Consider the following 25,378-nt stretch of genomic DNA (forward strand, 5'->3'; position numbering starts at 1 on the left):
GTGCCAGTTTTGCACAAAATTTAACCTATTGCCTGTGTTTTAAATACCGCCTAAGTCATTACGGGACTTACGCCCGACTTCAGCCGTCCACTGGCGCCATTTTCTTACCTACTCATGGGTAGCCCAGCGCTTTTCTACCCCTTTTTGGTCAGGTGATCCTCTTTTACAGCGCTTTTATATTCCCAGCTAACCCGATGCTTTAACCGCATTTCGATGCCCTGGGAGTACCGCATGAGCCATTTCCTGGACCGACTGAAATATCTGAAGAAACAAAAAGAGCCCTTTTCCGGAGGACACGGGGAAAAGACCCATGACGACCGCAGCTGGGAAGACGGCTATCGTCGCCGCTGGCAATTCGACAAGATCGTGCGCTCCACCCACGGGGTGAACTGCACCGGCTCCTGCAGCTGGAAGATCTACGTCAAAGACGGCCTGGTCACCTGGGAGACCCAGCAGACCGATTACCCGCGCACCCGCCCGGATCTGCCCAACCATGAGCCTCGCGGCTGCCCACGTGGCGCAAGCTACTCCTGGTATATGTATTCGGCCAATCGCCTCAAGTACCCGAAGATCCGCAAACGTCTGGTAAAACTCTGGCGCGAAGCCAAGTTGAGACACAGCGATCCGGTGGATGCCTGGGCCAGCATTGTCGAGGACACGGCCAAGGCCAAGTCCTATAAAGAACGCCGGGGAATGGGCGGCTTTGTGCGGATTAAGTGGGATGAGGCCAACGAGCTGATCGCCGCCGCCAACGTCTACACCACCAAAAAATACGGACCCGACCGGGTGACCGGCTTCTCGCCGATTCCCGCCATGTCCATGGTGTCCTACGCCGCCGGTGCTCGCTATCTGTCATTGATCGGCGGCAACTGCCTGAGTTTCTACGACTGGTACTGCGATCTGCCGCCCGCCTCTCCGCAGATTTGGGGCGAGCAGACCGACGTGCCCGAGTCTGCCGATTGGTACAACTCCAACTACCTGATCGTTTGGGGCTCCAATGTGCCGCAGACCCGTACCCCGGATGCGCACTTCCTCAGTGAAGTCCGCTACAAGGGCGCCAAGACCTGCGTAATCACTTCCGATTACTCCGAGTGTTCCAAGTTTGGCGACACCTGGCTGGCACCGCGTCAGGGTACCGATGCCGCTCTGGCGATGGCCTTTGGCCACGTGATCCTGAAAGAATTCCACGTCGACAAGCCCAGCGCCTACTTCACCGAATATGTGCGCACCACCACCGATATGCCGATGCTGGTGACCCTGGAAGAGCGCGACGGCAAGCTGGTACAGGGCCGCTTCCTGCGCGCCTCCGATCTGGCAGATGACCTCGGCCAGGACAACAACCCAGAGTGGAAGACTATCGCCGTCAACCATGATGGCCAGCTGGTGTCACCCCAGGGTTCCGTAGGTTACCGCTGGGGCGAGCAGGGAAAATGGAACATTGAGCAGCGCGATGGCCTGAGTGGTGAAGAAGTAGAGCTGAAGCTCAGCCTGAAAGACTGCGCCGATGAAATCGCCCAGGTGGCCTTCCCTTACTTCGGTGGCCAGACCCATGAACACGACTACTTCCAGCACACCGACCACAGCGATGTGATCGACTACAAGGTGCCGGTGAAGTTTGTGCAGAACAAAGACGGCGAGGTGCTCAGGGTTGCCAGCGTCTACGACCTGACCCTGGCCAACTACGGCGTCGAGCACGGCCTCGACGATCCCAACTGTGCCCACAGTTACGACGAAGATAAGCCCTACACACCCGCCTGGCAGGAGAAGATCACTGGCTGTCGCCGCGAGAACGTTATCCAGGTAGCGCGCGAGTTCGCCAATACCGCTGACAAAACCCGTGGACGCTCCATGGTGATTGTGGGTGCCGCCCTCAACCACTGGTACCACATGGATATGAACTACCGTGGCCTCATCAATATGTTGATGATGTGCGGTTGTATCGGCCAGAGCGGTGGTGGCTGGGCCCACTATGTGGGGCAGGAAAAGCTGCGCCCGCAAACCGGCTGGACCCCCCTCGCTTTCGGCCTCGACTGGCAGCGCCCGCCGCGCCATATGAACGGCACCTCCTTCTTCTACAACCACGCCAGCCAGTGGCGCTACGAGAAGTTGGAGATGGATGAAGTGGTTTCGCCGCTGGCCGACAAGAGCAAGTGGCAGGCTTCCATTATCGATTACAACAGCCGCGCCGAGCGTATGGGCTGGCTGCCGTCCGCACCGCAGCTGGGTATGAACCCACTGCAACTGACCAAAGATGCCGCCGCTGCGGGTATGTCCGCCAAGGATTACACCGTACAGCAGCTCAAGCGCGGCGCACTCAAGTTCGCCAACCAGGACCCAGATAACCCGCAGAACTACCCGCGTAACATGTTCATCTGGCGCTCCAACCTGCTGGGTTCCTCCGGCAAGGGCCACGAGTACATGCTGCGCCACCTGCTCGGTACCAAGCATGGCCTGATGGGTAAGGACCTGGGTGAAGCCGGCGGCAAGAAGCCGGAAGATGTGGCCTGGCACGATACCCCCAGTGAGGGCAAAGTCGATCTGCTGGTGACACTGGACTTCCGCATGTCCACCACCTGTCTCTACTCCGACATCGTACTGCCAACCGCCACCTGGTATGAGAAGGACGATCTCAATACCTCCGATATGCACCCCTTTATCCACCCGCTCACCAAAGCGGTGGACCCGGCCTGGGAAGCGCGCAGCGACTGGGACATCTTCAAAGGTGTGGCGAAGAAATTCTCCGAACTCACCGATGGCCACCTGGGGGTGGAGAAGGATCTGGTAACCCTGCCAATCCACCACGATACCCCCACCGAAATCGCCCAGCCCTTTGGGGTGAAGGCCTGGTGGAAGGGTGAGTGTGACCTGATTCCCGGTGTTACCGCGCCGAGCATGATCGAGGTGGAGCGAGACTATCCCAACACCTACAACCGCTTTACCTCTATTGGCCCATTGCTGGAAAAACTCGGCAACGGCGGTAAGGGCATCAGCTGGAATACCGATGACGAGGTGGACTTCCTCAAGAAGCTCAACCGCACCTGGAATGATGAAAGTGCCCGCGATGGCCGCGCCCGTATCGACAGCGCCGTAGATGCCGCAGAGATGATCCTGTCTCTGGCTCCTGAAACCAACGGCCAGGTGGCGGTGAAGGCCTGGGAAGCCCTGGGCAAGATTACCGGTCGCGATCACACCCATCTGGCCAAGCCCAAGGAAGACGAGAAGATACGTTTCGCCGATATCGTGGCGCAGCCCCGCAAGATCATCTCCTCACCCACCTGGTCCGGCCTGGAAGATGAGCATGTGAGCTACAACGCCGGCTACACCAACGTGCACGAGATGATTCCCTGGCGCACCATCACCGGCCGCCAGCAGTTCTACCAGGATCACGAGTGGATGCGCGACTTCGGTGAGACCATGTGTGTGTACAAGCCGCCCATCAACCTGAAAACCGTACAGCCGGTGCTAAACCAGAAGCCCAACGGCAACAAGGAGATCCTGCTGAACTGGATCACCCCGCACCAGAAGTGGGGCATCCACAGCACCTACTCCGACAACCTGTTGATGCTCACGCTGTCTCGCGGTGGCCCCATCGTGTGGATGAGTGAGAATGACGCCAAGCTGGCGGGTATTGAAGACAACGACTGGATCGAAATCTTCAACGTCAACGGCGCCATTGCCGCCCGCGCGGTGGTTTCCCAGCGGGTGCCCGACGGCATGGCCATGATGTACCACGCCCAGGAGCGCATCGTGAATACACCGGGAGCGGAAACCACCGGCACCCGCGGCGGTATCCACAACTCCGTAACCCGCGCGGTGATGAAACCCACCCATATGATCGGCGGCTACGCCCAGCAGTCCTACGGCTTTAACTACTACGGCACTGTGGGCTGTAACCGGGACGAGTTTGTGGTGGTGAGAAAAATGAACAAGGTCGACTGGCTGGATGGCGAAGACGTCAAAGAGCCGACCCGAGAGGAGGTGTAACAATGAAAGTTAGAGCCCAGATCGGCATGGTGCTGAACCTCGATAAGTGTATCGGCTGCCACACCTGCTCCGTGACCTGTAAAAACGTCTGGACCTCCCGCGAGGGGGTCGAGTACGCCTGGTTTAACAATGTCGAGACCAAACCCGGTGTCGGCTATCCCAAAGAGTGGGAAAACCAGGACAAGTGGAACGGTGGCTGGACCCGCAAGAAAAACGGCAAGTTGCAGCCGAAGATCGGCAGCAAGCACCGGGTGCTGGCCAACCTGTTTGGCAACCCGGATATGCCGGAAATCGACGACTACTACGAGCCGTTCGACTTCGACTACCAGACCCTGCACAAGGCACCGGAGCATAAGCACCAGCCGGTGGCCCGCCCGCGCTCACTGATCAGCGGCGAGCGTATGGAGAAGATCGAATGGGGTCCCAATTGGGAAGAAATTCTCGGTACCGAATTTGACAAGCGTAAGAAGGATAAGAACTTCGAACAGGTCCAGGCAGATATCTACGGTGAGTTCGAAAACACCTTTATGATGTACCTGCCGCGCCTGTGCGAGCACTGCCTCAATCCGGCCTGTGTCTCTGCCTGCCCCAGCGGTGCCATCTACAAGCGCGAAGAGGACGGCATCGTCCTGATCGATCAGGACAAATGCCGCGGCTGGCGCATGTGTGTATCCGCCTGCCCCTACAAAAAGATCTACTACAACTGGAAAACCGGTAAATCCGAGAAGTGTATCTTCTGTTACCCGCGTATTGAGGCGGGCCAGCCAACCATCTGTTCCGAGACCTGTGTGGGCCGTATCCGCTACCTGGGGGTGCTGCTCTATGATGCCGACCGCATCGAAGAAGCCGCTGCAGTAGAAGACGAAAAAGCCCTCTACCAGGCCCAGTGCGATATTTTCCTCGACCCCAGCGATCCCAAGGTCCAGGAAGCTGCTCGCGCCGAGGGTATCCCCGAAGCCTGGCTCGAAGCCGCGCAGAAATCCCCGGTGTACAAGATGGCCATCGACTGGCAGATCGCCCTGCCGCTGCACCCGGAGTACCGCACCCTGCCCATGGTTTGGTACGTGCCGCCGCTGTCTCCGATCCAGAACGCAGTGCAGGCCGGCCAAGTGGAAACCGTCACCGTGGGGCGCGGCGCCGAGATCCCCGATCTCTCCACCCTGCGTATCCCGCTGCAATACCTGGCCAACCTGCTCACCGCCGGCGACGAGAAGCCAGTGGCCCGCGCCCTGGAACGCATGATTGTGATGCGCGCCTATATGCGCGGCATCCATGTGGACGGCGTGCAGGAACGCGAGTTGCTGGAAGAGGCGGGGATGACCGTAGCCCAGGTAGAAGAGATGTACCGCTATATGGCCCTGGCCAATTACGAAGACCGCTTCGTGGTGCCTTCAAGCCACAAGGCTTACGCCGAGAACGCCTACGACATGAAGTCCTCCTGTGGTTTCAGCTTCGGCAACGGCTGTAGCACCGGCAACGACAGCACCAACATCTTCGGTGGCAAGCAGAATGCAGTGCGCGAAGTGATACCGGCCAAAGTGGTCGACTGAGGTCGAGGGGGAGAGTACCGATGAAAGTATTAAACCTGATCGCCCGCCTGCTGGATTACCCGTCCGATGAGCTGGTGGCGCACCTGGATGAGTTAACCAACTGGGTGGCGGAATCCGAAGACCTGGACAAGCCCCTGCGCGATTTGCTGCTGGCGTTTATCTCTCATTACGAGCGTATGGATGCGCTCGATTGGCAGAGTGAATACGACGGTTTATTTGAACGCGGCCGGGCTGTGTCCCTGCACCTGTTCGAGCATATCCACGGCGAATCCCGCGATCGCGGCCAGGCCATGGTGGATCTGATGAATCGCTACCGAGCCGCCGGCCTGGAACTGAATGAGCGCGAACTGCCGGATTACCTGCCCACCTACTTAGAGTTCTGCGCCACCCAAGGTGAAGCGGCCTACGGTTGGGTGCACGATATCACCCATGTGATTGCCCTGTTGAGCGCGCGCCTGTCAAAGCGCGAGAGCCCCTATCACCTGTTGATGGATGCGCTCTTGCAGATGGCCGGCGTCTTCGTCGATCTGACCGCGCTCAAAGAAGAAGTTGCCAATGAGGAGCGCGACGATACTCCCGAGGCGCTGGACAAGATCTGGGAGGAAGAGGTGGTCAGCTTTACCGGCGCCAACAATTGTGACCAGTCCATAGCGCGGCCCAGCGCTGCGCAGCTGCGCGACGGCCAGCCCCTAACCTGGGCCCCCAGTGCCAAAGATGCTGCAAAGAATTCTGCCCAGCCCGCACCACAGGAGTAACAAGATGAACTATCTGAATACGCTGCTCTTTGCCATCTATCCCTTCGTCGCCCTCACGGTATTTCTGGTGGGGAGCCTAATCCGCTATGACCGCGACCAATACACCTGGCGCACCGGCTCCAGCCAGTTGCTGGAGCACAAGCAATTACGCATCGGCAGTTACCTGTTCCATATCGGGGTGATCGCTATTCTCGCGGGCCATTTTGTCGGCCTGCTTACGCCCAAAGCGGTGTGGCACTTACTCGGTATTGAAGCCTCCACCAAGCAGATGATGGCGATGGGGATCGGTGGCTTCTTCGGAGTAATTTGCTTTATCGGCCTCACCATTTTGATTAAGCGCCGCCTCACCAATCCGCGAGTGCGCGCCACCACTTCCAAAATGGACCTGACCATACTGCTGATGCTTTACGCCCAGTTAATCCTCGGCCTGATCAGTATCCTGGTTTCCGCCGGCCATATGGACGGTGCCGAAATGCTCAAGTTGATGACCTGGGCCCAGTCCATTGTCACCCTCGATGGCTCCGCCGCCGCAGCGGCTATCGCCGACGTAAATATCATCTACAAGCTGCATATTTTCCTCGGTATGACCCTGTTCCTGCTGTTCCCCTTCAGCCGCCTGGTGCACGTATGGAGTGTTCCAGTGCAGTACTTCCGCCGCAATTACCAGGTAGTGCGCGCCAAAGCCGCGCGATAATCCCAGCAATCGTTAACCAGGCCCGCCAAGTGTGGGCCTTGTGTGGAGAAGAGTCATGAGTGCATTACTAGCTTCCGACGCCGCCGGGCACGAATTCGAACTGGCTGAAGCCGTGGCCGTGAACGGCAGTGAAATACCCGCAGACCTGATTTACCAGGAGATGCAATACCAGACAGCCAACTCCCCGCGCCAAGCAATTTATCGCGCTGCACGGGCATTGGTTATCGGTTGGCTGTTACGGGAAAAGGCAGCAGGGCAGGGGCTTTGCGCCGCCGATGAAGACTTGCACAGCGAGGCCTTCGATCATGCCGTTTCAGATCTTTTGAAAGGTGAGTTGCAAGTGCCCCCGGCCAGAGAAGCCGAATGCCGCGCCTATTTCGAAGCCCACCCACATAAATTCCGCTCCGATCCCCTCGCTGAAGTGCGCCATATCCTGATCCCAGCCGCACCGGATGACTCCGAAGCCTGTGCCAAAGCGCGCGCCGCCGCCGAGGATATGCTCAAGCAGATCCGCAACGATGCCAATCCGCTACAGACCTTCGCCCAGTTAGCCCAATCCCACTCCGCCTGTTCCTCCGCCGAAGCCGGTGGCAGCCTCGGCCAAGTAGGGCGCGGTGATACCGTCGCCTCCTTCGAGCGCGCAGTGTTCGAGCAGGGCACCGGTTTGGTAGCGGAGCCAGTGGAGACCCCTTACGGTGTACATCTGATATATGTGGAACACTGTGAACCGGGCCGCCCGCTGGAATACGAATATGTTTCGGAGCGAATCGAGGAATACCTAACTGAAAAACGCCGCCGCCAGATGACTAGCGACTATCTGCAAAAAATGGTGCAGGCCGCACAAATCTCCGGCCTGGATTTATCGGGGGAGGCCCACTGAGGTGGTAGAGATTCGCCAACTGTTCGCACGCAATCGCGACTGGATAAATTAAATGTCCTGGCGCAGGTGCAAAACCTGACCATGACAAAAATAATGCAGCAGGGCTGAGATGAGACCGCAGTCAGCGTTTCAACTTGCACGGCTGGATCTGCGATATTCGCAATGGCCTGATTCGATACCTGGGTATGCGGATAGACGATCATGGGTAAGTGCCAGAGATTTATCATATTAATAGCGAGGTGCAGGAGGAGGGTTGAGTTTTTTACTTCTTTATCCCGTACTAGACGTTGAATATAAATAGCGCTGTTACGTTTAAATACTCTCAAAAATTCAGCCCCTACATCTACTCCGCATCTGTTAAAGCCGATGGCAACCAGCATCGGTTAGGGGGAGCGATACTGCCGCTTCTTTTCAGAGTATAAAGGGTGTAACTATATATACAGTGAGCCTCAATAGTGAGTTAGCCCTATGGATGGCTATATAATATTTTTGCCTCCCAATACTACGCTGAGAGCAAGAAACAGTAACTGAATACCTAGCATGATAAATACAGATATCTTCAGAAGAAGAATGCGGTTACCGATAGTTTTTTCACATACAAGAATTACACCAACGACGAGATAAAATACCCCGAAAGAACGTAAGATACTGATTCAATAAGAGCTAGGGGTGGCTTTTTTATGAGGAGATAATCTGTTGCCAAAGACCAATCTAATTTTTGAGCATCAGTAGGAGATAAATAGGTTGATCTTGAAGTTCTTGAGTACTTAAAATCAAGTATTGAAGGTAGTGTTTCAACCACAGTATAAATGGAAACTAGCTAAAGCTGAAACTTACCAAGAAGGGGAAAAGAATGGATTGAATACGTGGCCGCATAAGAAGCTGATTCCGGTTAAGAGATTAAGGAAATATATTTACGTATATTTATATGAATTCCTACGTGGATCAACCTCAGAATGAATTTCTGGAACTATTAATATATCGATTCTATAAAAAAACAACAAAAATTTTATTTACATTAAAGCACCTAAGCTAACTGGCGCAAAAGCTTGGCTACAATTGACAGCAAATAATTGTAAGTATTTTTTACGCCTGAGTTTGGAAAATATTTTTATATCTTAAGAATCACATAACCCAAGATATACTTTGCTCTTTTGCTCCTGCGCCATAGAGAGGGCGCCTATTATTTCCGATATAGAAACTAGTTCCCAAGTTGTTTCACGGATCGTTTTGTTATCTTGGGACCATTTTGATTCATCAAAACCTTCTGAATTTATAATTTCCTCTTTTAAGAAACGTATCAATTCACCACGTAACTTTACTAATACAGAGCGAAGCTGCCAAGGTTCAACTATATTTGGTTTAAAAGGTTCATATTCTTCTAAAACACTTTCACTATCTTTAGTGTAGGTAGGTCTAATTAAATTAGCTTCTTCGTCTGAAATCTTACTGAAAATATTAAAACCGGTTCGATAATTAGGGTTTCCAGTATATAGCATGCGAGCTACACCGTCGCATGGGTTAGTTGTTGAAACAACTGTTTCTTTTTTGTCTTCGTTCAATATTATAAGATGGAAACTAGTAGAAATACCCAAAATCGCTCCCTTTCAAAGTCTAACAGCGTATTCTAAAGAATAACGAATCATAACACCTTAAAATATATTCTGGAAATAAAACTATAAAGTTCCTTTTATATAGAAGATAGAGTCTGATGATAGTATCTTCTCTAATTCCATCTGTTGTGGCAGTACCTTTATGAATAGCTTGTAAATATAATTGTTGTACCGGAAGACTCTGGACCTAATCGTTGAGGGAAAACAGTCCATTCTGAAATATATTTAGATAATTGAATAACCTATTGGTGTCTAAGACCATTTCTGCGCAATCATTGCCGTGCTTCGAGCAAGAGCTTTATTAAGTTGTAGGTTTTGAAACGAAAATATGTTCAATGAAGTCAAAGTTTTTTGAAGAAATAAGAGCATATAAATCGTCTTTTTCACCAGAACCCTCTGTAATAAAGACAAAGTAATTTTTCCCAACTTGGTTATTCAGTATTGGTGATGTGCAACTGGTATTATAGTTATGTACTATTGAAATAAAATTCTTTTTTTCCCCTTTATACATTTCTATCACTTCAAACTTAACAATCTGCAGATGTGCTGGAACATACATTAAAGATAAAAGTTTACCTTTAAATACAGACTTTGAATGTTTAATAAATTTCTGGGTATTATAAAGAGCAACTGTTTCAGGGGCAATTATACAGGCTGGTGTATTCAGGCTAATCAGTATAAAAAAACTACAAGAAATTTCATAAAACAAAAACGTCATTAGCAATTGTTAATCAGCAACCACCCGCTATGCGGATAGTTGCTGATTTCATGAATAGGGTAAGCCGGCTTAATTTTGAGCACAATTTAGTGCCTTGATGAAGGCAATGTGCGATATTTAAGTAACCAGTTATGTGAATTAATGTTTGCTGGTGAGAGCTAGCTATTTCATTGAATGAAAACCGATATTATTTCCTTCGGTATCTTGCGCTATTGCGATAAAACCATGCTCTCCAATAGACATTTTAGGCACTACTACCTTCCCACCTGCTGGCTCGACTCTGGCCAGTTCAACAGAACAATCTTCGCTATCAAAATACGCTAGAGTGCTATTACCTCCAGCTTCAACACCCTCCATTTTACAAATTGCTCCACTTGCTCCCGGTTCTTGTTTCATTGGAAATGCCCACATCTCGGGTTGAGGAAAGTCTTTTACTTCGTCAGGATTGTCTAGTCGAGTTAACTCCTGCTTGAGAACAGATTCATAAAAGGACTTTGCACGAACCATATCATTCACATAAATTTCAAACCAACAAACTGCATTTGTATTCATTAGAGTATCCTCACTGTTAAGTATCTAAGTATGGTTTGTATTTCTGGAGACATAACGAAGTTTTAGAAAGATCATTTATATTTTACGCGCAATAATGAAAACTACCATGTCATGCATTCCATGCTGCCATAGAACTTCAATGGTAAAACCAGCGTCTTGAATTTCTTTCTCTAATTTTACTTTTGTTAGAATAAAGATATCGGGCATTAAGCCCATAAATTTTCCTAGGGGTGCTAAGAGCTTAATAAACCGTATATAGGAATTACCCATACAAACGGTACTACTCACGAAAACGCCACCAGGCTTGAGGATTCTAGCAGCTTCTGCCAAAACATCTCTTCTATCTGGTAATAAGTGAATAACATTTAAACCCAATACTGCATCAAAACTTGCAGACTCAGCATTGAATTCGGTTAATGTACCTTTGGTAAATCTAATATTATCGATGCAGGCTTCCCTGGCCTTAGTTCGGCCAATCTCAAGCATATTTTCAGATATATCCACCGCTTCAATATGTTGCACATGTGGAGCGTGGCAAATCGCTGTAGTCCCTGTTCCGCAACCAAACTCCAAAATATTCATATCAGGCGTAAAGAATCTCTGGGTGTCTGAGAGCTTCTTCTGATAACTTGCCTCGTCAGAAATAGGGCTCCTAGCATACTCCTTTGCTTTTCTATCCCAGAACTTATCAGACCTAGTCATATCAGTTCCTGTATAAATGCCAAGGCGCTATCGACGCTGTTTTTTTTCTGACTCATAAAGCCTCAAGCTGCGGACCGAAGCGTCTGAAAGCCTTAACATTTTAAGTTTCAAAACCCATTAAGAACACCCCACAACTTATCCCAGCGTTCAAGCTTTTCATCAGCACTCAACAGTCTTGGCTGAATTTGAATAGGGTTGCCAAGTTGATTCACGTCTTGCAATAAATTGGAATTTACTGCTCCGCGAAGTTGACCATTTATATTGCAGCCTACGGCTAGTAGTTCATTACAAGCTTTGCAATGGTAGAAATTAGCAAGCTGATCACCATTTTGTTTAGTTAAAATCCCATCACCAATGAAAACTACTGACATATTCGGATCACTAATAATACGTGACGGGTTGGCTTGGCAATAATTACAATCGCAAATGCGCGGATTCAAACCATCGAGTGGTCCAGCTAACTGAACTTCAACCCGCCAATGCTTACATTTACACGATCCCTTAAAGAGCATAATAATTAGTGCCAATTACGATGAAAGATATGCTTGCCTCAATTACCGGTGGCTACTGGCGCCTTTTTTAGAGCTTTGGCTAAAAAGGTGACAACAACCGCGGATCGGATTGCAGGCACTTGGTACGCCCAGCATAGGCGTGAATTAATAGAGTGAAACTCCCCTGTAGGAAGATCATCATTTAATGGCATTCCATTAAATGCTAACTACCAGCGAATGGCAACTGCAATACGGTGAGATCTTAGGGGGAGGGGGCCGCTGGCAAAACTACGAATTGATGAATAGAAACATCACTTAATGCTTAGCCTAGAGGCGAGGTAGTTAAAGGCACTGAAGCCATGTGATCTAATGGGTAGAGTAAATGATGAAATTGTGTGGTGAAAGTCACACCCTTATCAGGGGAGATCTGTGTAACCTGCTGATATGAAGCTGTCAGTATTGCCGCTGACTCATAAGTAGGCCCAACCCGCTAACTACCATCGCGGGGATAAAAAATGGTTGAACACAGCGGCACCTCGGTCTGCACTTGGGTGTTGCCTTCGATGACCATGAATTTCTGGGCGACTCGTAAGCTGATCAAGCAATTCGAGAGGAAGTTGGAGGACTTCGCCAAAACGATACCCGGAGGCGGTTTGCGTTATCGTCTCCAGTGAAACCGAGATCCGCGCCGGCATATCGGCTCACTCGCCACGCACGAGTAATTGTAGGTCCTCCGGATTCCCTTCGATAAGACGGCTAAGGGATTCGGCGCGCGAGATCCGACCGTCTCTTAGCGTGTAAAGGCTGATTACCTTGATTGTGAGCGGTTGGCCATCTTTCGCCTTCGCGCACACCAGATGCACATCAGCTATCCGATCGCCCTCGCCAATTACGGAAAGGTAATCGAACTTGACGGCCGAGTACTCCATTCGGAATAAATTGATACGCGAATCGAGTTGCGATCGCCCAATCGTCGTATCATCGATAACCTGCACGAAGTCTTCGGTAAAGTAGCGGTCGATGACCTTAGAATCAGCGTTCGGATCACATACCGCTTTGGCCATCTCATCCAGAAACGCTTCGGCCTGTTCACTGTTCATTTTTCGATTCTTCTCCGTTCGCGTCCGATTGTGGTCGAACGCATGGACAAATACCTACCACTGTCTAACGCTAAGGTTGACCGAGCTGTCATGCAGCTTAAAAAATTTAACAAACTAGGCGGAGCCTATCCCGCGAGTTTGATTATAGCGGCTTTGGGCCAACGCTCTGTTATAGATAAGTTGGTCCGTACAAACCTTCGATAGCGGGATGGCAGTAAAGAGGACCGCAATTTGGACACTTATGGATGATGTTTAAATCAGACTGATGTGCTGAGCCCGATGATGTATCCTCAATCGCTGGCGCTAAAAGGCAACCTGGCACTCGAAGCATGCAAACTAATGTAAGAACTCAGTCATAGTGTATAGCGTGTGGTGAAGGGGTGGGCCATACAATGAACCTTTGATCTTGACTTCAAGTATCCTCATTCACTAATTTTTGAGTATAAATATTCGTCGAAGTATTGGCCATTTTTACATGACGCTTTTCGAAGAGTACCTTCATACAAATAGCCATTTTTCTCTAGGACTCTAATAGATGCACCATTTATGGAAACTACAGAAACAAATAACCGGACGATATCTGTATATTTAAAAAGCATATCCGTAAAGACTCGAACTGCCTCAGTAGCAATTCCATTGTTCCAGAACTTCCTTCCAATCCAGTAACCCAGTTCAGCGCCGCAGCTATATTCAAATTCACCTACCTTAGCCGATATACATCCTACAAGATCTCCATTGTACTCGATCGCTTTTGTTAGGCTTGAATTCTCACTATTTTCAACCCACCAACGAGCATCACTCTCTGTATAGGGTTGAGGTATGGCATCTGTTATATATCGCGTTACCTCATTATCATTAAGGTACAATATAAGTGAATCAATATCAGATTTATCAAACTGTCTTAGCTTAAGCATTTTTTAGAAACTCTACCGTAGCGACTCATCAGCGACAGCAAATTAAGAAGGTGATCCTATGTGAAGGACTGTATTATATCCTTGTCAATCGCAACTATTCCTTGTACCTCAGCCTATGGGGATCAAAGATTTTATCATATTCCCCATGCCCCCTATCTTAATTACTCGGTTAAAACGGAGTGCTTAATCAATTCATTAAGCTTGTACTGTTAGTGTAATGAGCTTTCGAAATATCTAAAGGCAAACCCGATAGATATTGCAAGGAGGGCAGGTCCGAGGTTACGTCTGAATAGGCGTTTTATTTTACTAGGTGTTCGGCCGTTACGTAGGTCACTAATTAATTCATGTTTTGCATGAAAGGCACATAGAGCTGATAATACGGCGGCGACCAAAGAGTAGGTGAACTCTTCAGTAATAGGTTTATCAATACCAAGAGCGGTTCTGAGAGTAACAATACCGCCTATAAATGCCATAGCGAATGTCAAATTAGATTTTAAAAATCTGAACTCTAATTCTTGACTCAGAAGATAATGAGGGCTTTGTTCTATGGGTTTATTAATAACTAATTCTTGTAATTTTTCTTTCATTACATACAGCCGTCAATGGGATCTATTTACATAATAGTATCTTTACTAGTCCAATGGAATGTCCAAAACCTACAGTAAGACCTCTAGTAACAAAGCGACAGTAGTTCAGCAAGAAAGGTTCGTTCGTACCAATATTGTTAACTTAGGCCATCTGGGGCTATTTTCATAAAAAATTATTAAAAGTATAAACACATCCAAGGTTAAAGCCAAGTTTGCGATATTCAGGAATCGCATGTTCTCAAATATCACAAATAAAAACCCTGCTATTTGAACAACGGCTGTATAGGAGCACTTAAACAATTTATTAAGTTTGTACTGTTAGTGCAATGAGCTTTCGAAATAGCTAAAGGCATAACTGATAGATATTCCAAGGAGGAAAAATCCGGGAAAATGTCTGAAAAGGCGTTTTATTTTACTAGCTGTCCGACCCTTACGTAGGTCACTAATTAATTCTTGTTGTGCGTGAAAGGCAAATACAGCTGATAATACAACGGTGGCTAAAGAATAGGTTAACCCTTCATTAATAGGTTTATCAATGCCAAGAGCAGTTTTGAGAGTAACAATACCGCCTATAAATGCCATAGCGAATGTCAAAATAGACTTTAAAAATTCGAACTCTAATTCTTGACTCAGAAGATAATGAGGGCTTTGCTCTATGGGTTTATCATTTACTAATTCTTGTAACTTTGCTCTCATTACTCACAACCGTTAACAGGATCTATTTGGATAATAGTACCTTTGCCTTCTCAATGGAATACTCAAAGCTTACAGTAAGTTCTGTAGCAGCAGAGTAACAGTTGTTCAGCAGAAAATGTTCGATCGTGCCAATTTTATGGGTTTAGGCCATCTGGAGCTATTTTTATAAAGTAAATTATTACAGGTATAAAGCACATCAAGGTTAAGACTAGGTTTGCGATATTCAGTATTCGCTTGCTCCTAAATATCACAAATAACAACCCTGCTAATTGAGCAACGGCGGTATAAAGGAAATACAGTCCTAGTGTTCCATAAAAATTTGCTAATTCTGGAGCAATAAAGGCTGGAAAGGTCGCTACCAGCAAATATGAGATGAACCCACATAGCATCGCGATACTAAGTCTACATACTAAATAATTTGTTCTTCCCATATTATTTTTTAATTTTACTTCTCTCATGATGAAGCCGGCCAGACATTAAAAAACTCTATGACAGACTGGGTAGATTTATTTTCTAATAATACATATGTAGTATAAGGTCAAAACCTTTTATTGAAAATCTTACTCTTTCCATGTCTTCTGTATATTTGCCGAGGTTATTCCCATCAAGATCCCAGACATTTTCTTTGGCAAACCACGTATTTAATTCGTGATCATGACATTTGAACTGGCTTTGTGGGACTACCTTACCGTTTTTCATGGTCGGCCCGAAATTCCTACATTCTGTGCCCCACCTCCACCACGTTATATCTGGCATATTTACCATGCCTTCTCTGAGGGGAACGCCAAAAACTGTGATTTCGGACTCATAGTTTTTATAAATTATGTATCTAAAGCCCCACTTCCCTCCCGCCTCATAATTTACATCCCGAGTAAGTATTTCGCCCGGCCTTAGATCAGCTATATCAATACTAGGAGATAGTTCGCCAGCATTTGCTGGAGGCTTTAGGGCACTGCTAAACATGCCAAGTATGAATCCGACTCCAATTAGAGAGACAGTAAGAAGGCTGAACCAAAGTAATTTCTTGCGCTTTTCCATTTGATGTTCACAGCGTATTTAAACAAAGCTATATCATATCACTTGCTGGTAAATCTTAAGAGATTAAAAAATGCCTGAATAGTGCGATGTGGTAAGAACTCACCAGATGATTTGAGAATATTTTTTAGAGCCGGAAATGCTCTAGGGCTTAGAGCCATATTTCATAAAGCCCAAATAGTTATGTCTGGTGTAGATTCTTCTTTACCTGTGTAATTATCACTAGCGTAGAGGTGCGCTTTGGCAGCTACCCATTTATCTAGCCTCGGTTTTGCACAAAATCGCTGAATATAAAATGGCATTTTCTCTGCAAGATCTGAGGCATCTAGTGTAAGTGAATAATATTTTTCAAAATCAATATCTACTAAATAACTTATAACTAACGATTCCATCTTGAAAGTGAATTATCTATGCGGTACAAGCGTGCAAGAATCAACCTGATTTTTTTGACCGAATTCTATACATATCTGACACTTCTAGTTTCACACTATTCTAATAATGGTATTTTTGATAATTGGGTCTCATATCGAGCTTACCAAGCTATTAAGTCCCTGGACTCACTTGTCGTGTCCATCGACAATTTAGTCATAGTTAAACCACCTTACCGAGAAGACTGATGGAATACGACCAAGGTAGACGTGTGACTCCCCATGTTTGGGAGCTCTCCCCACTAGACCTTTGCATTCAACAATATGAGAATCGTTGTAAGAACTATCACTATCGTAAGCTGAAAGTGGCGGGTGAAACCGAAGAGCAGCGGAAGGAGCGCTTGGCAGGTCTCAAGGTGGAAATGGAACAATTAAAGCATGAACGTCGAACAATCATGACAATGGTTTCGGTTCAGAGTCAGCTTCAGCAGTACCGAGATGAGTTTCGGGGTATAGAGGACGATGAAGAGCGTATAGAAGCCTATGAGCAGGAGAGGCACCACCCTACTGAAGTTCTTGAAACAAACCTACGTCTAGTTGGTAGGGCCAAGCCTAGTAAAGAGTACACAGCTCACCATATTGTTGAAGGGAAAGGCAAGCTACCTGCTACCGCCGATGTCCGACTGACACTTTTCATGCACGATGTTAGGATAAATGATCCTGATAACGGTGTGTGGATGCCGCGCTCAAGCGAGCAGAACGGTCATTGGGCAATGCCTAAAGCAACTCCTCATAGTAAGATCCACACGCACAATTATGAGCGTTGGGTTTACGGCCAAATCAATAACCTTAATAGTGAATCTGAAATACGCGCTAAGTTGACCATTATTCGTACACACCTGAAGAATGGTACTCAACCGGAGAAGGTGACAGCGCCTTCTGATAAGAATTGGAATGGGCAATGACTTATAGGATCAGTTTTAACCACGAAGACTTTTTGAATCTCAGTATTGACCTCAAGAAGCTAATGTTCACCGTGGGTAAACGAATGGGCGGTATGAAAGCCTTTAAGAATTATCCTTGGGACAATAAGTCTATCAAGGATATTTGGGAGGATCATGGAGGGGCTTTTATCCAGGTAGAAGGTTTAGATCAGAGCGTTAAACCTGATATCACTACTTGGAATGGAGCACACTTGGTGCTCTCATCGAAAGCCCACTCAGTGCTTTCTAAAGAGCTTGCGTCGTATGGGGAGTTCCTGCCTATTACCCTGGATGGTGAGCCCTATGTAATCTTTAACTGCTTGAATGCGGTTTCCGCCGACAAGTCCGTAAGTGAGGCTGATATTCAAGATGATCTTTGGATGGGAATTAAAAACATCGGCTTCACCGATGAAGATGTTGCTTCAAATTTAATTTTCAAGACTCGATTTGACCGCTGTGCGAATCTCTATTGTGGAGAACGCTTCAAGACTCTGGTAGAAGAGGCTGAGCTGAAAGGGTTGAACTTCTCGGAGAATCTCGTAGCAGCGCTCTAACTAGGACCCGATCCTTCTCACCGCTACAAAGCTAATTCAGAACCTCGTGGGGCTACCAACATTCAAAACTAGTAGCCCTCCAGTATTCTTTCTGGTGGCTCAAAATTACGTTTGATAAACACTAAAATATACTCAAAGCATCCCGTAATACTTGATGCTTGAATTTACTGTTTTCTCCTAATATACCTCTGAAATAGATATCGTTATCCAGCTTATCTTCATGGATGCTCTTGTTTGGCCACCTATCCTTGTTTTTACCAATAGAATCTACAAATAGCTCTATCGCCCCATCAAAAGGTTCCATGGCTACGATTTCATTAGGAACCCAACCTCTGACATTGAACTTATGATTAAGGTCAAAATCAACTGCAATATTTATCCAGTATTGTGTTTCTCTGCCGTTATCATCTACATCATAATATATAAAATCATCTTGTCTCCATGCTAAAAAACCATCAGTAGATTTGAGAAAATACCAAGATAAATCAGGTAATTCCAAGCAACGTTCAATACTTGGAGGCTCAGCATCATTATGTTCAATGTCATTCCTGATAGTCATAAGCTTTTTCAACATAAGAGGTCGAACTAGATTAAATGTTTCAAGAAGCTCTAAATATCCTTTGGGGGATGAGTCTAAGGATATCTCCCTAAAGCCATATACGTATTCAATGAACTTTAATCGCTGATTCAAACAACGTTTCAAAGTTGAAATTGCGTCAACTCGGTGCAACTCATCATTATTAGAGTTAAGGATAGACTCCGCATGATTCCACAGTTCATAAGCCCGCATTCGGTCCTTATGACTGGTTTCAGAAGAGCTTTGTGAGCGTACACACCAATCTAAAACTAGTTTATCCACCCAAATCCTGTTGTCTTCCATAATCTGTCTTGCTTAACGGTGTATTCAAAAGAAGCTATATCATATCATTAGTCAACTTACCCCAAGAATGGGCACTCATCCTAAACAGGGAAATATATCAATCAGTCGATAGGTAAGTGTTGATGCTAATACAAGGCATATTACTTCTCTCGCATAAGGGTATAAGTTTTTAAAAATCAACAAGTTAGATGTCAGAATTTAAATCCAGTACCTTTAAATTCTTATCGATAACATAAAGATATTTTTAGTGACGATATTGTTTATCTATTAATTTTCTAATTGAAACGTGAGATTTGGTGAAGAATCCAATTTTGTCCAACTGAAAGTTTCCAAGCACAAACGCAAAAAAATATAGGCACTAAAATGATCTTGTTGAATTTTATTCAGTTTGTTTTAGTGTCAAAGCTGCGTAAAATCGATAGATATTTATTGGTATTTTGGCCGGAATAGGGTGGCCTTTGGAAGGCCGATGACCAAAGACCAAAGGGATTCGAGAGAATCAAGACATCTAAGAGTTTTCTAAAGAACCATCTTCTCACAGGAGAACGGTAGCGTGACGTAAGAGACAGTAAAAGGCGCTGACCCAAGGTGCAGCAACACCCGGGGCCAGCTGACCAAATTGATAATCTACCTATCAAAATGGCTATATGGATCATACGCTAGAAACCCGCTCGTCTTCAATAAAGTGGAGAACATTCAGCGGCTTGGAGCGACTCCCCAAGCTCTGGAAGCGTTGTGCCTGCCTTTTCTTCTTTTATGCCTACCGTTCCCGCGCACCACCCCCTATTTCCTCAAAAAGTTACTTTCTCAGCCTTCCATCAGAGAAGGTCTATCCATAATCTGAATATCAGTAGGAAATAACTATGTTGATCTTAAAGCGCCGGACTGGTGAAAACCTAAGGATTGGAGCCAATGTTTCAGTCACCGTATTGGAAGTTAAGGGTAATCAGGTAAAGATAGGAATACGTGCTCCCAAATCTCTACCTGTTCACCGTGAGGAAATATATATGCGGCTGCAAAAAGAACAGGTGAAGAGGAGTAAAAACCCTTGAGATTTTAAACAAACATCAAACCAGGCGCGCCGTAGGTGCCACCTGGATTTACTTATTTGTTTCTTCTTCATTTTTACTTCGGGTATCTTTGGCTGCTGCAGAAATTACTGCAACAAGCTGAGTAACTTGTTCAATTACTTTTGGTTCAAATGAAGTTTTTTGAACTTTTGTGAACGCGCTATCACTTTCTAGATTCCAATTTTCGAAAATTGACTTCATGTCGGATTGACTTACATCGTTACCATATACTTCAAGATATAACTTACCGAAGTTTATAGCATGAATTCTGTCACTTCTTTTAAGTGACTCATGCATATAAGCATTGCCAATATTGTATGCATGGTTAGCCCATGCTCCGAATAAGGTTACAACTATTAAGCCTTTTATTAAGAGAAAAGAAAAAAAGAACCAGTCAATATTTTCTTTTGCCGCAGTATTAAATTCAAAGCTGCCATAAATCAAAGCAGCTACGGCGGCTAATATCGACAGGCCTAATGCTATTGTTCCCTGAAGATTCCAGTTTTTAGACTTAGAAGAAAAATCGGTTTCCTTTTTTTCTAAAGCATTTACTGCTTCTTTTACAAACTCAGGTACCTTCAGTTCTATCTTGCCCTGTACCTGCTTTTGATGCTCCTCCTGCAGTATTCTAATGCGTTCCTTTAGATCATTTTCTCTTTTAAATTGATTGTTCTCTAAGTCTTTTAGTCTTTTAGTCTGGAATGCATACTCTTTTTCTGCATGAGCAATTTGAGAACGCATATTCTCAAGCTGTTCGGCATATTGGTCTTTTCTTGCTTGTTGCTGCCTCTCTAGGAATATTTCCTTCTCTTCTAGCTCTATGATTCTTTGAAATGCTTCTCTCTCTAAAGAATTTTCGAATTTTTCTCCAAGATATTTTTTATAGTTTTTATCAAGATCAGTTTCTTCATCAATTACTTCTAGAATTGCCTTTTTCTCATCTATAGGAAAGGATGAAAGCAATCTATCCCTTTGAGTTTGGCTTGCTGAAGCTAGCACTTTTATTAATGTTTTTTCATTTAATGTTTTTGATACTCTGGATAGCTCTTTCTTGCTAAGAAGGACAAATATTTTGTTTAATTCATTCTTTGAAAGGCTCTCAAATATCTTGTTTATATTTTCTGACTCAAAGATAGAAAATAAATAAGTTAGCCCCTGCTCGTTTGTGTGCCCTATGAGCAACGAAATCTCTTTTGAGTTTGAACGCTTGATGAGTGTGTTTAGCTCATTAGAATTTAGATTCTTCCAAAGAACAGGAAGTTCGCTCCTTTGTAAATTGCTAATTCTTATGCTATTTGTTTCCATTTTCTTCCCTGACTAAGAGTTCCTATGTTTTCTTGATAGGATGCTTTCTAAATCATCTGTATGTGAAATACAGAGACGCGTAATATAGGTGTGGCCAATTAGCTTATTATACTATTGGTCAGGCTCAGTTTGAATAATGGTAATACTCGAAGCATCTGCAATTAAGTTAGAGATCTCCTCCTTAGAATAACCTTCAATATGTACTATCTTTTTGTCGGTCATTTGGAGTATTACTTTTCGAGAAGATCTATTCTTTAACCACGGAACAACTATTGCCGCAATTGATGGAGTAATGGATAAGCCTGCAACTGCTTTCATTATCTCGAGGGACTCTCCAGAGGCAGCTACTACTTGTGGTGGAAAGCGAAAAAATTCTTCAAAAGGAACTTTTTCACTTTTCAATAAATTGATAAAGTCATCGATCCCATCTTTGAAAAATTTTACTTCTAACATTTCAGGCATTCTTAATTCCATTCTGGTTTGACGCATTAAATAACCTTAAAAAGACTTTATATCACTTGTCAAATTATTCAAAGAGTAGAAAGTCATTTAATCAAAGAGCATACCAATAGGTATGTCAGTTAGGTTAGTAAATAATCGCCTAGTAGATATGGACGGATTCTCTTGAATTATCACTTCTGATAACGCTGATTGTTTTATGTATATTCTGAGCCAGACTATAAGCAAATACGGACTATCGTACAGGATGCCCCTGACCTCAAACACTAGATAAAAACAATGCCACCACCGCCAACAACGTAGCTACCTAAATCCCACACAGAATTTTCCAAAACAAAAAGGCATCGCCTTTCTTAGTAGGATCTTCCCGCAGGTAACCTGGACTGGTATTGGCCAGGTTGCACATAAATTCTGTTAGGGTGGAGTAGTGCTGTTCCAGGTCGTTACTGCATCCGCGTTCCAGGACGCGGTCGAACCTGATGGGGACTATGAGATTAAACTGGCTAGCAGTGCGGTAGTGCAGAAGTCCGAAGTCGGCGTGGGAGCGGCAGCTCTCGATTTCCTTGCCGTTCGGTTCCAACTTCGGCGGGAATGGCATGTGGGTAAGCTGGCAGCAGGATCATTTGTGGTAGTGCCTCTAGCTTTACAACTACTGCCGAGCAATTATTTCCTCTTGGCAGGATAGTTGGCCATGCCTAGTGCCTACGATTACGGTATTTCGTTATCCCAAACATCGGAGTACCCATTATTACCACAATGGATGTGCAAGGTTGTGTATATTCTTTCCAGAATATACTCCAGATCTTTATCCTCAATTGTTTCGTCAACTATTTTCCAGTAGAACTTTGCCAAAGCTGCTGCTTCTAATTCGCTACTGACACCAGACTCAATGATATTTAGAACATTTTTGTCTCCAAACACATTTGCATAATGAACTAAAAGTTCTTTCTCTTTTATGTTTCTAAATTCAATCATAACGTATCCTGTGCATCTCGAATTACAGACATTCTATCTGCGACCCATTCTAATTTTGATCGCAATTCTGAAACGGTCATTTTCTTTGTGGCGGCAAGAAGGTAGTGTTGCTTCTTTTTATCTGTTGGGTCTACGATGAACTCTAAACCTTCGGGAATATCAGCCTTTTCCAATACCCAATATACATGAACTCTTTGTCCCGGATTTCTTTTAGACTTCATCCGGTGGATACCCTTTAAGTGCTGCCAGTGGCCAGAAAATGAGAGCCCGTGTTCTGCTGAAGGGATAATCCAGTTGCCGCACCCGGAGAAAACATAATCATCTCTTTGGATGCCATTTACGACTTCCCGATTAGTACTGTTTGGATTGACATGCAGTGTTGGGTGCTCACCTTCGACAATTGGCCTTGCAAACCATTTGCTTAGCCTTTTGATCGAGTCCCTTAAGTCTTCCGTTGTTTTGAACTGCTCCACTCTATTTCCTTATATGACTCTAACTACTTCAAATATTTATATCTGATTAAAGTGCCCAGCGCTGACCATATGGCTGGCTTCATTTGCCCCAAGGCAAGACAAAGTTCATCCTTGCGGAAGGTTATAGATTTTCAACCAAATGGCAACCAGAGATACTGAGCTGTTACTGATCTATCAAACCTCGCTTCTCAAAATGAGCCCTCAAGTGGCAGATGAAAACAACGCAGCCACCGCCAACAAAGTAGCCACCCAAATTCCACAAAGGATCTTCCAAAAAAGTGAAGCATCCCCTTTCTCAGTAGGATCTTCCCTTAGGTAATCCGGGTTCGGATTGGCCAGGTCGCGCATAAATTCCGTTAGGGTGGAATAGCGCTGTTCCAGGTCGATACTGCATCCCCGTTCCAGGGCGCGGTCGAACCAGATGGGGACTACGGGATTAAACTGGCTGGCGGTGCGGTAGCGCAGACGTTCGAAATCGGCGTGGGAGCGGCAGTTTTCGATTTCCTCGCCGTAGGGCAGTTCGCCGGTAAACATTTCGTAGGCAATAGTGGCGAGGGCATAGATATCGCCGCGAATACCGCTGTTGTGCCCAAGGATATAGTGGGGGTCGGAGTAGCTGGCGGTGCCCAGCGCTTCCGGGTGCTCCAGGGGGCGGAAAATCTCAGCACTGCCGGCTACGTAGACTGAACCGAAATCGATAATTTTTACCCGCCCGTCGCCGTCGATCATGATATTGGCCGGGCGCAAATCCTGGTGAATGGTTTCCTGATCGTGGAAGGCCTGCAGTCCGGTGGCAATTTCCTTAAGAATACGAAACGCTTCCGCCGGTTTGGGAAAGCGGTTATTGGTGATCCACTGCTCCAGGGTGCTGCCCTGCACATACTCCATCAGGTAATAGAGCGCGGTGCGTGGGCGGGTCTGCCGGTGCAGGCGCACTACTTGGGGGCTGCGAATACGCAGGCCTATCCACTCCTCCTGAATAAAGCGGTCGATATAGTGGATATCGTCCTCGTAATTTACCGAGGGGGTTTTCATTACCAGGGTTTCGCCGGTGGCACTGTCGCGCACCAGGTACAGCTGGCTGCGCTGGGAGGAGAATAGCTCCCGCTCTACCTGGTAACCATCCAATACCATGCCTGGTTCCAACTCCGGAGGAAAGGGCAGGCGGGTAAGCTGGCGGCTGTAATCGTCCAGGGTGGTTTGTGGCAATGCTTTTACCTTTACCACTAATGCGGAGAGGTTATCGTCACTGCCGTTTTCCTCGGCGAGGCGCACCAGGGTCTCCGCTGTTTCCTGTTCGCTTAATTGGGACTCTGCCAACAGCTCGCGCAGCAAATCCTGTTTGATAAAGTCGTGCACCCCGTCACTGGTAATCAGCAGCACATCGTCTTTAGCCAGGCTGAGCTGGCCGTAATCCACTTGCAGGCCGGTATCCATGCCCAGCGCACGGGATAGCATCTGCTGGCGGTGGGCCAGGGTGATGTTGTGGTCCCGGGTGAGGCATTTAAGGTTGTCGCCGCGCAGGTGATAGATACGGCTGTCGCCGATATGGAAATAGTGGGCAGTGCGGGATTTAAAAATCAGGGCTGAGAAGGTGCAGAGGAAGCCCTTTTCCTGTTGGGGAAAGTCATGGCTCTTGCGGTATAGCTTGCTGTTAATGGAGGCGAGGATTTTCTGTCCGGCGTGGGCGACAGACCAGGTATCCGGCACCTTGTAATAGTCCCGCACAAACTGCTCGGTGGCGGTGTGGCTGGCTAGGGCGCCGGCTTCGGCGGAGCTGACCCCGTCTGCCAGTGCGGCGACTGCGCCCAGGTATTCCTGTAAGTGCGGGTTGTCAGGCCAGTGATAGATTGCGGCATCTTCGTTCTGCGGTTTGATGCCGGCACTGGTGCAGAGGCCGTGGCTCAATCGCGGTGTCTGGGCTTCGGGGTTTGCCTCGGTTTCTGTTTGCACCCCGGAATTGGTTTCGCTCACAGCTCTCTCCACTCTCTTTTCGTCCCCTCAGACCGACGGCGAAAAACAAAGAAGGGCCATTGGCCC

At 46.8% G+C, this 25,378-nt stretch carries 26 protein-coding genes; 8 read left to right on the forward strand and 18 right to left on the reverse strand.

The features are described 5' to 3' along the window. The first annotated feature begins 231 nt into the window (after positions 1-231). From ACJJID_RS18055 to ACJJID_RS18075, 5 genes are read left to right on the forward strand one after another with little or no spacing between them, the layout of a single operon-like run. On the forward strand, positions 232-3,984 hold the full coding sequence (locus tag ACJJID_RS18055) for a nitrate reductase subunit alpha (protein ID WP_444920660.1): 3,753 nt from the start codon (positions 232-234) through the stop codon (positions 3,982-3,984). 2 nt (positions 3,985-3,986) lie between these two features. Further along, positions 3,987-5,534, forward strand: a complete 1,548-nt coding sequence (narH, locus tag ACJJID_RS18060) for a nitrate reductase subunit beta (RefSeq protein ID WP_444920661.1) — start codon at positions 3,987-3,989, stop codon at positions 5,532-5,534. A gap of 20 nt (positions 5,535-5,554) precedes the next feature. Beyond that, the gene (narJ, locus tag ACJJID_RS18065) at positions 5,555-6,289 is read left to right on the forward strand and encodes a nitrate reductase molybdenum cofactor assembly chaperone (protein ID WP_444920662.1); all 735 of its coding nucleotides are present in this window, start codon (positions 5,555-5,557) and stop codon (positions 6,287-6,289) included. Positions 6,290-6,293: 4 nt separating this feature from the next. Beyond that, positions 6,294-6,983, forward strand: a complete 690-nt coding sequence (narI, locus tag ACJJID_RS18070; protein ID WP_444899341.1) for a respiratory nitrate reductase subunit gamma — start codon at positions 6,294-6,296, stop codon at positions 6,981-6,983. Between the two features lie 55 nt (positions 6,984-7,038). Further along, positions 7,039-7,863, forward strand: a complete 825-nt coding sequence (locus tag ACJJID_RS18075; RefSeq protein ID WP_444920663.1) for a peptidylprolyl isomerase — start codon at positions 7,039-7,041, stop codon at positions 7,861-7,863. Positions 7,864-8,981: 1,118 nt separating this feature from the next. Here ACJJID_RS18075 and ACJJID_RS18080 read toward each other — a convergent pair. The 11 genes from ACJJID_RS18080 to ACJJID_RS18130 form a co-directional block, all read right to left on the reverse strand. After that, positions 8,982-9,458: a hypothetical protein gene (locus ACJJID_RS18080; RefSeq protein ID WP_444920664.1), complete on the reverse strand. Its 477-nt coding sequence runs from the start codon at positions 9,456-9,458 to the stop codon at positions 8,982-8,984. Positions 9,459-9,777: 319 nt separating this feature from the next. After that, positions 9,778-10,194 (reverse strand): hypothetical protein, encoded by a 417-nt coding sequence (locus tag ACJJID_RS18085; RefSeq protein ID WP_444920665.1) that lies wholly within the window; start codon positions 10,192-10,194, stop codon positions 9,778-9,780. A 162-nt stretch (positions 10,195-10,356) separates the two neighbouring features. Next, the gene (locus tag ACJJID_RS18090; protein WP_444920666.1) at positions 10,357-10,746 is read right to left on the reverse strand and encodes a VOC family protein; all 390 of its coding nucleotides are present in this window, start codon (positions 10,744-10,746) and stop codon (positions 10,357-10,359) included. Between the two features lie 75 nt (positions 10,747-10,821). Next, the gene (locus ACJJID_RS18095) at positions 10,822-11,448 is read right to left on the reverse strand and encodes a class I SAM-dependent methyltransferase (RefSeq protein ID WP_444920667.1); all 627 of its coding nucleotides are present in this window, start codon (positions 11,446-11,448) and stop codon (positions 10,822-10,824) included. Positions 11,449-11,555: 107 nt separating this feature from the next. Then, positions 11,556-11,819, reverse strand: a complete 264-nt coding sequence (locus ACJJID_RS18100) for a hypothetical protein (protein ID WP_444920668.1) — start codon at positions 11,817-11,819, stop codon at positions 11,556-11,558. Between the two features lie 821 nt (positions 11,820-12,640). Then, positions 12,641-13,039 carry a nuclear transport factor 2 family protein gene (locus ACJJID_RS18105; RefSeq protein ID WP_444920669.1) on the reverse strand — a complete coding sequence of 133 codons (399 nt, stop codon included), beginning with the start codon at positions 13,037-13,039 and terminating at the stop codon, positions 12,641-12,643. Positions 13,040-13,461: 422 nt separating this feature from the next. Further along, positions 13,462-13,953 (reverse strand): GNAT family N-acetyltransferase, encoded by a 492-nt coding sequence (locus ACJJID_RS18110; protein ID WP_444920670.1) that lies wholly within the window; start codon positions 13,951-13,953, stop codon positions 13,462-13,464. 209 nt (positions 13,954-14,162) lie between these two features. After that, positions 14,163-14,540 (reverse strand): hypothetical protein, encoded by a 378-nt coding sequence (locus ACJJID_RS18115; protein ID WP_252084111.1) that lies wholly within the window; start codon positions 14,538-14,540, stop codon positions 14,163-14,165. 318 nt (positions 14,541-14,858) lie between these two features. Then, the gene (locus ACJJID_RS18120) at positions 14,859-15,236 is read right to left on the reverse strand and encodes a hypothetical protein (protein ID WP_444920671.1); all 378 of its coding nucleotides are present in this window, start codon (positions 15,234-15,236) and stop codon (positions 14,859-14,861) included. 513 nt (positions 15,237-15,749) lie between these two features. Further along, positions 15,750-16,274, reverse strand: coding sequence for a hypothetical protein (locus ACJJID_RS18125; RefSeq protein WP_444920672.1), 525 nt, complete (start codon positions 16,272-16,274; stop codon positions 15,750-15,752). A gap of 161 nt (positions 16,275-16,435) precedes the next feature. Next, positions 16,436-16,663 carry a hypothetical protein gene (locus ACJJID_RS18130; protein ID WP_444920673.1) on the reverse strand — a complete coding sequence of 76 codons (228 nt, stop codon included), beginning with the start codon at positions 16,661-16,663 and terminating at the stop codon, positions 16,436-16,438. Positions 16,664-16,887: 224 nt separating this feature from the next. Here ACJJID_RS18130 and ACJJID_RS18135 point away from each other — a divergent pair, with 224 nt between their 5' ends. Together ACJJID_RS18135 and ACJJID_RS18140 are read left to right on the forward strand one after the other, a co-directional pair. Then, on the forward strand, positions 16,888-17,604 hold the full coding sequence (locus tag ACJJID_RS18135; RefSeq protein ID WP_444920674.1) for an AHH domain-containing protein: 717 nt from the start codon (positions 16,888-16,890) through the stop codon (positions 17,602-17,604). Then, complete coding sequence (locus ACJJID_RS18140) at positions 17,601-18,176, forward strand: hypothetical protein (protein ID WP_444920675.1); 576 nt, start codon at positions 17,601-17,603, stop codon at positions 18,174-18,176. The genes ACJJID_RS18135 and ACJJID_RS18140 overlap by 4 nt, the downstream gene beginning before the upstream one ends. Before the next feature lie 121 nt (positions 18,177-18,297). Here ACJJID_RS18140 and ACJJID_RS18145 read toward each other — a convergent pair whose 3' ends face one another. After that, a complete protein-coding gene (locus tag ACJJID_RS18145) occupies positions 18,298-19,056 on the reverse strand; it encodes a hypothetical protein (protein WP_444920676.1) in 759 nt (252 codons plus the stop codon). 863 nt (positions 19,057-19,919) lie between these two features. On the opposite strand from ACJJID_RS18145, the gene csrA reads away from it, so the two are divergent. After that, positions 19,920-20,108 carry a carbon storage regulator CsrA gene (csrA, locus tag ACJJID_RS18150; RefSeq protein ID WP_444920677.1) on the forward strand — a complete coding sequence of 63 codons (189 nt, stop codon included), beginning with the start codon at positions 19,920-19,922 and terminating at the stop codon, positions 20,106-20,108. 48 nt (positions 20,109-20,156) lie between these two features. Here csrA and ACJJID_RS18155 read toward each other — a convergent pair whose 3' ends face one another. From ACJJID_RS18155 to ACJJID_RS18180, 6 genes are all read right to left on the reverse strand, one after another. Then, positions 20,157-21,431 carry a hypothetical protein gene (locus ACJJID_RS18155; protein ID WP_444920678.1) on the reverse strand — a complete coding sequence of 425 codons (1,275 nt, stop codon included), beginning with the start codon at positions 21,429-21,431 and terminating at the stop codon, positions 20,157-20,159. A gap of 111 nt (positions 21,432-21,542) precedes the next feature. Further along, positions 21,543-21,893, reverse strand: coding sequence for a hypothetical protein (locus ACJJID_RS18160; RefSeq protein WP_444920679.1), 351 nt, complete (start codon positions 21,891-21,893; stop codon positions 21,543-21,545). 304 nt (positions 21,894-22,197) lie between these two features. Next, positions 22,198-22,488 carry a hypothetical protein gene (locus tag ACJJID_RS18165; protein ID WP_444920680.1) on the reverse strand — a complete coding sequence of 97 codons (291 nt, stop codon included), beginning with the start codon at positions 22,486-22,488 and terminating at the stop codon, positions 22,198-22,200. A gap of 110 nt (positions 22,489-22,598) precedes the next feature. Beyond that, complete coding sequence (locus ACJJID_RS18170; RefSeq protein ID WP_444920681.1) at positions 22,599-22,865, reverse strand: hypothetical protein; 267 nt, start codon at positions 22,863-22,865, stop codon at positions 22,599-22,601. Further along, positions 22,862-23,338: a hypothetical protein gene (locus tag ACJJID_RS18175; RefSeq protein WP_444920682.1), complete on the reverse strand. Its 477-nt coding sequence runs from the start codon at positions 23,336-23,338 to the stop codon at positions 22,862-22,864. The genes ACJJID_RS18170 and ACJJID_RS18175 overlap by 4 nt, the downstream gene beginning before the upstream one ends. A gap of 201 nt (positions 23,339-23,539) precedes the next feature. Continuing rightward, a complete protein-coding gene (locus ACJJID_RS18180) occupies positions 23,540-25,312 on the reverse strand; it encodes a protein kinase domain-containing protein (RefSeq protein ID WP_444920683.1) in 1,773 nt (590 codons plus the stop codon). Between the last annotated feature and the right edge of the window lie 66 nt (positions 25,313-25,378).

It is taken from the genome of Microbulbifer sp. CnH-101-G (assembly GCF_052466775.1).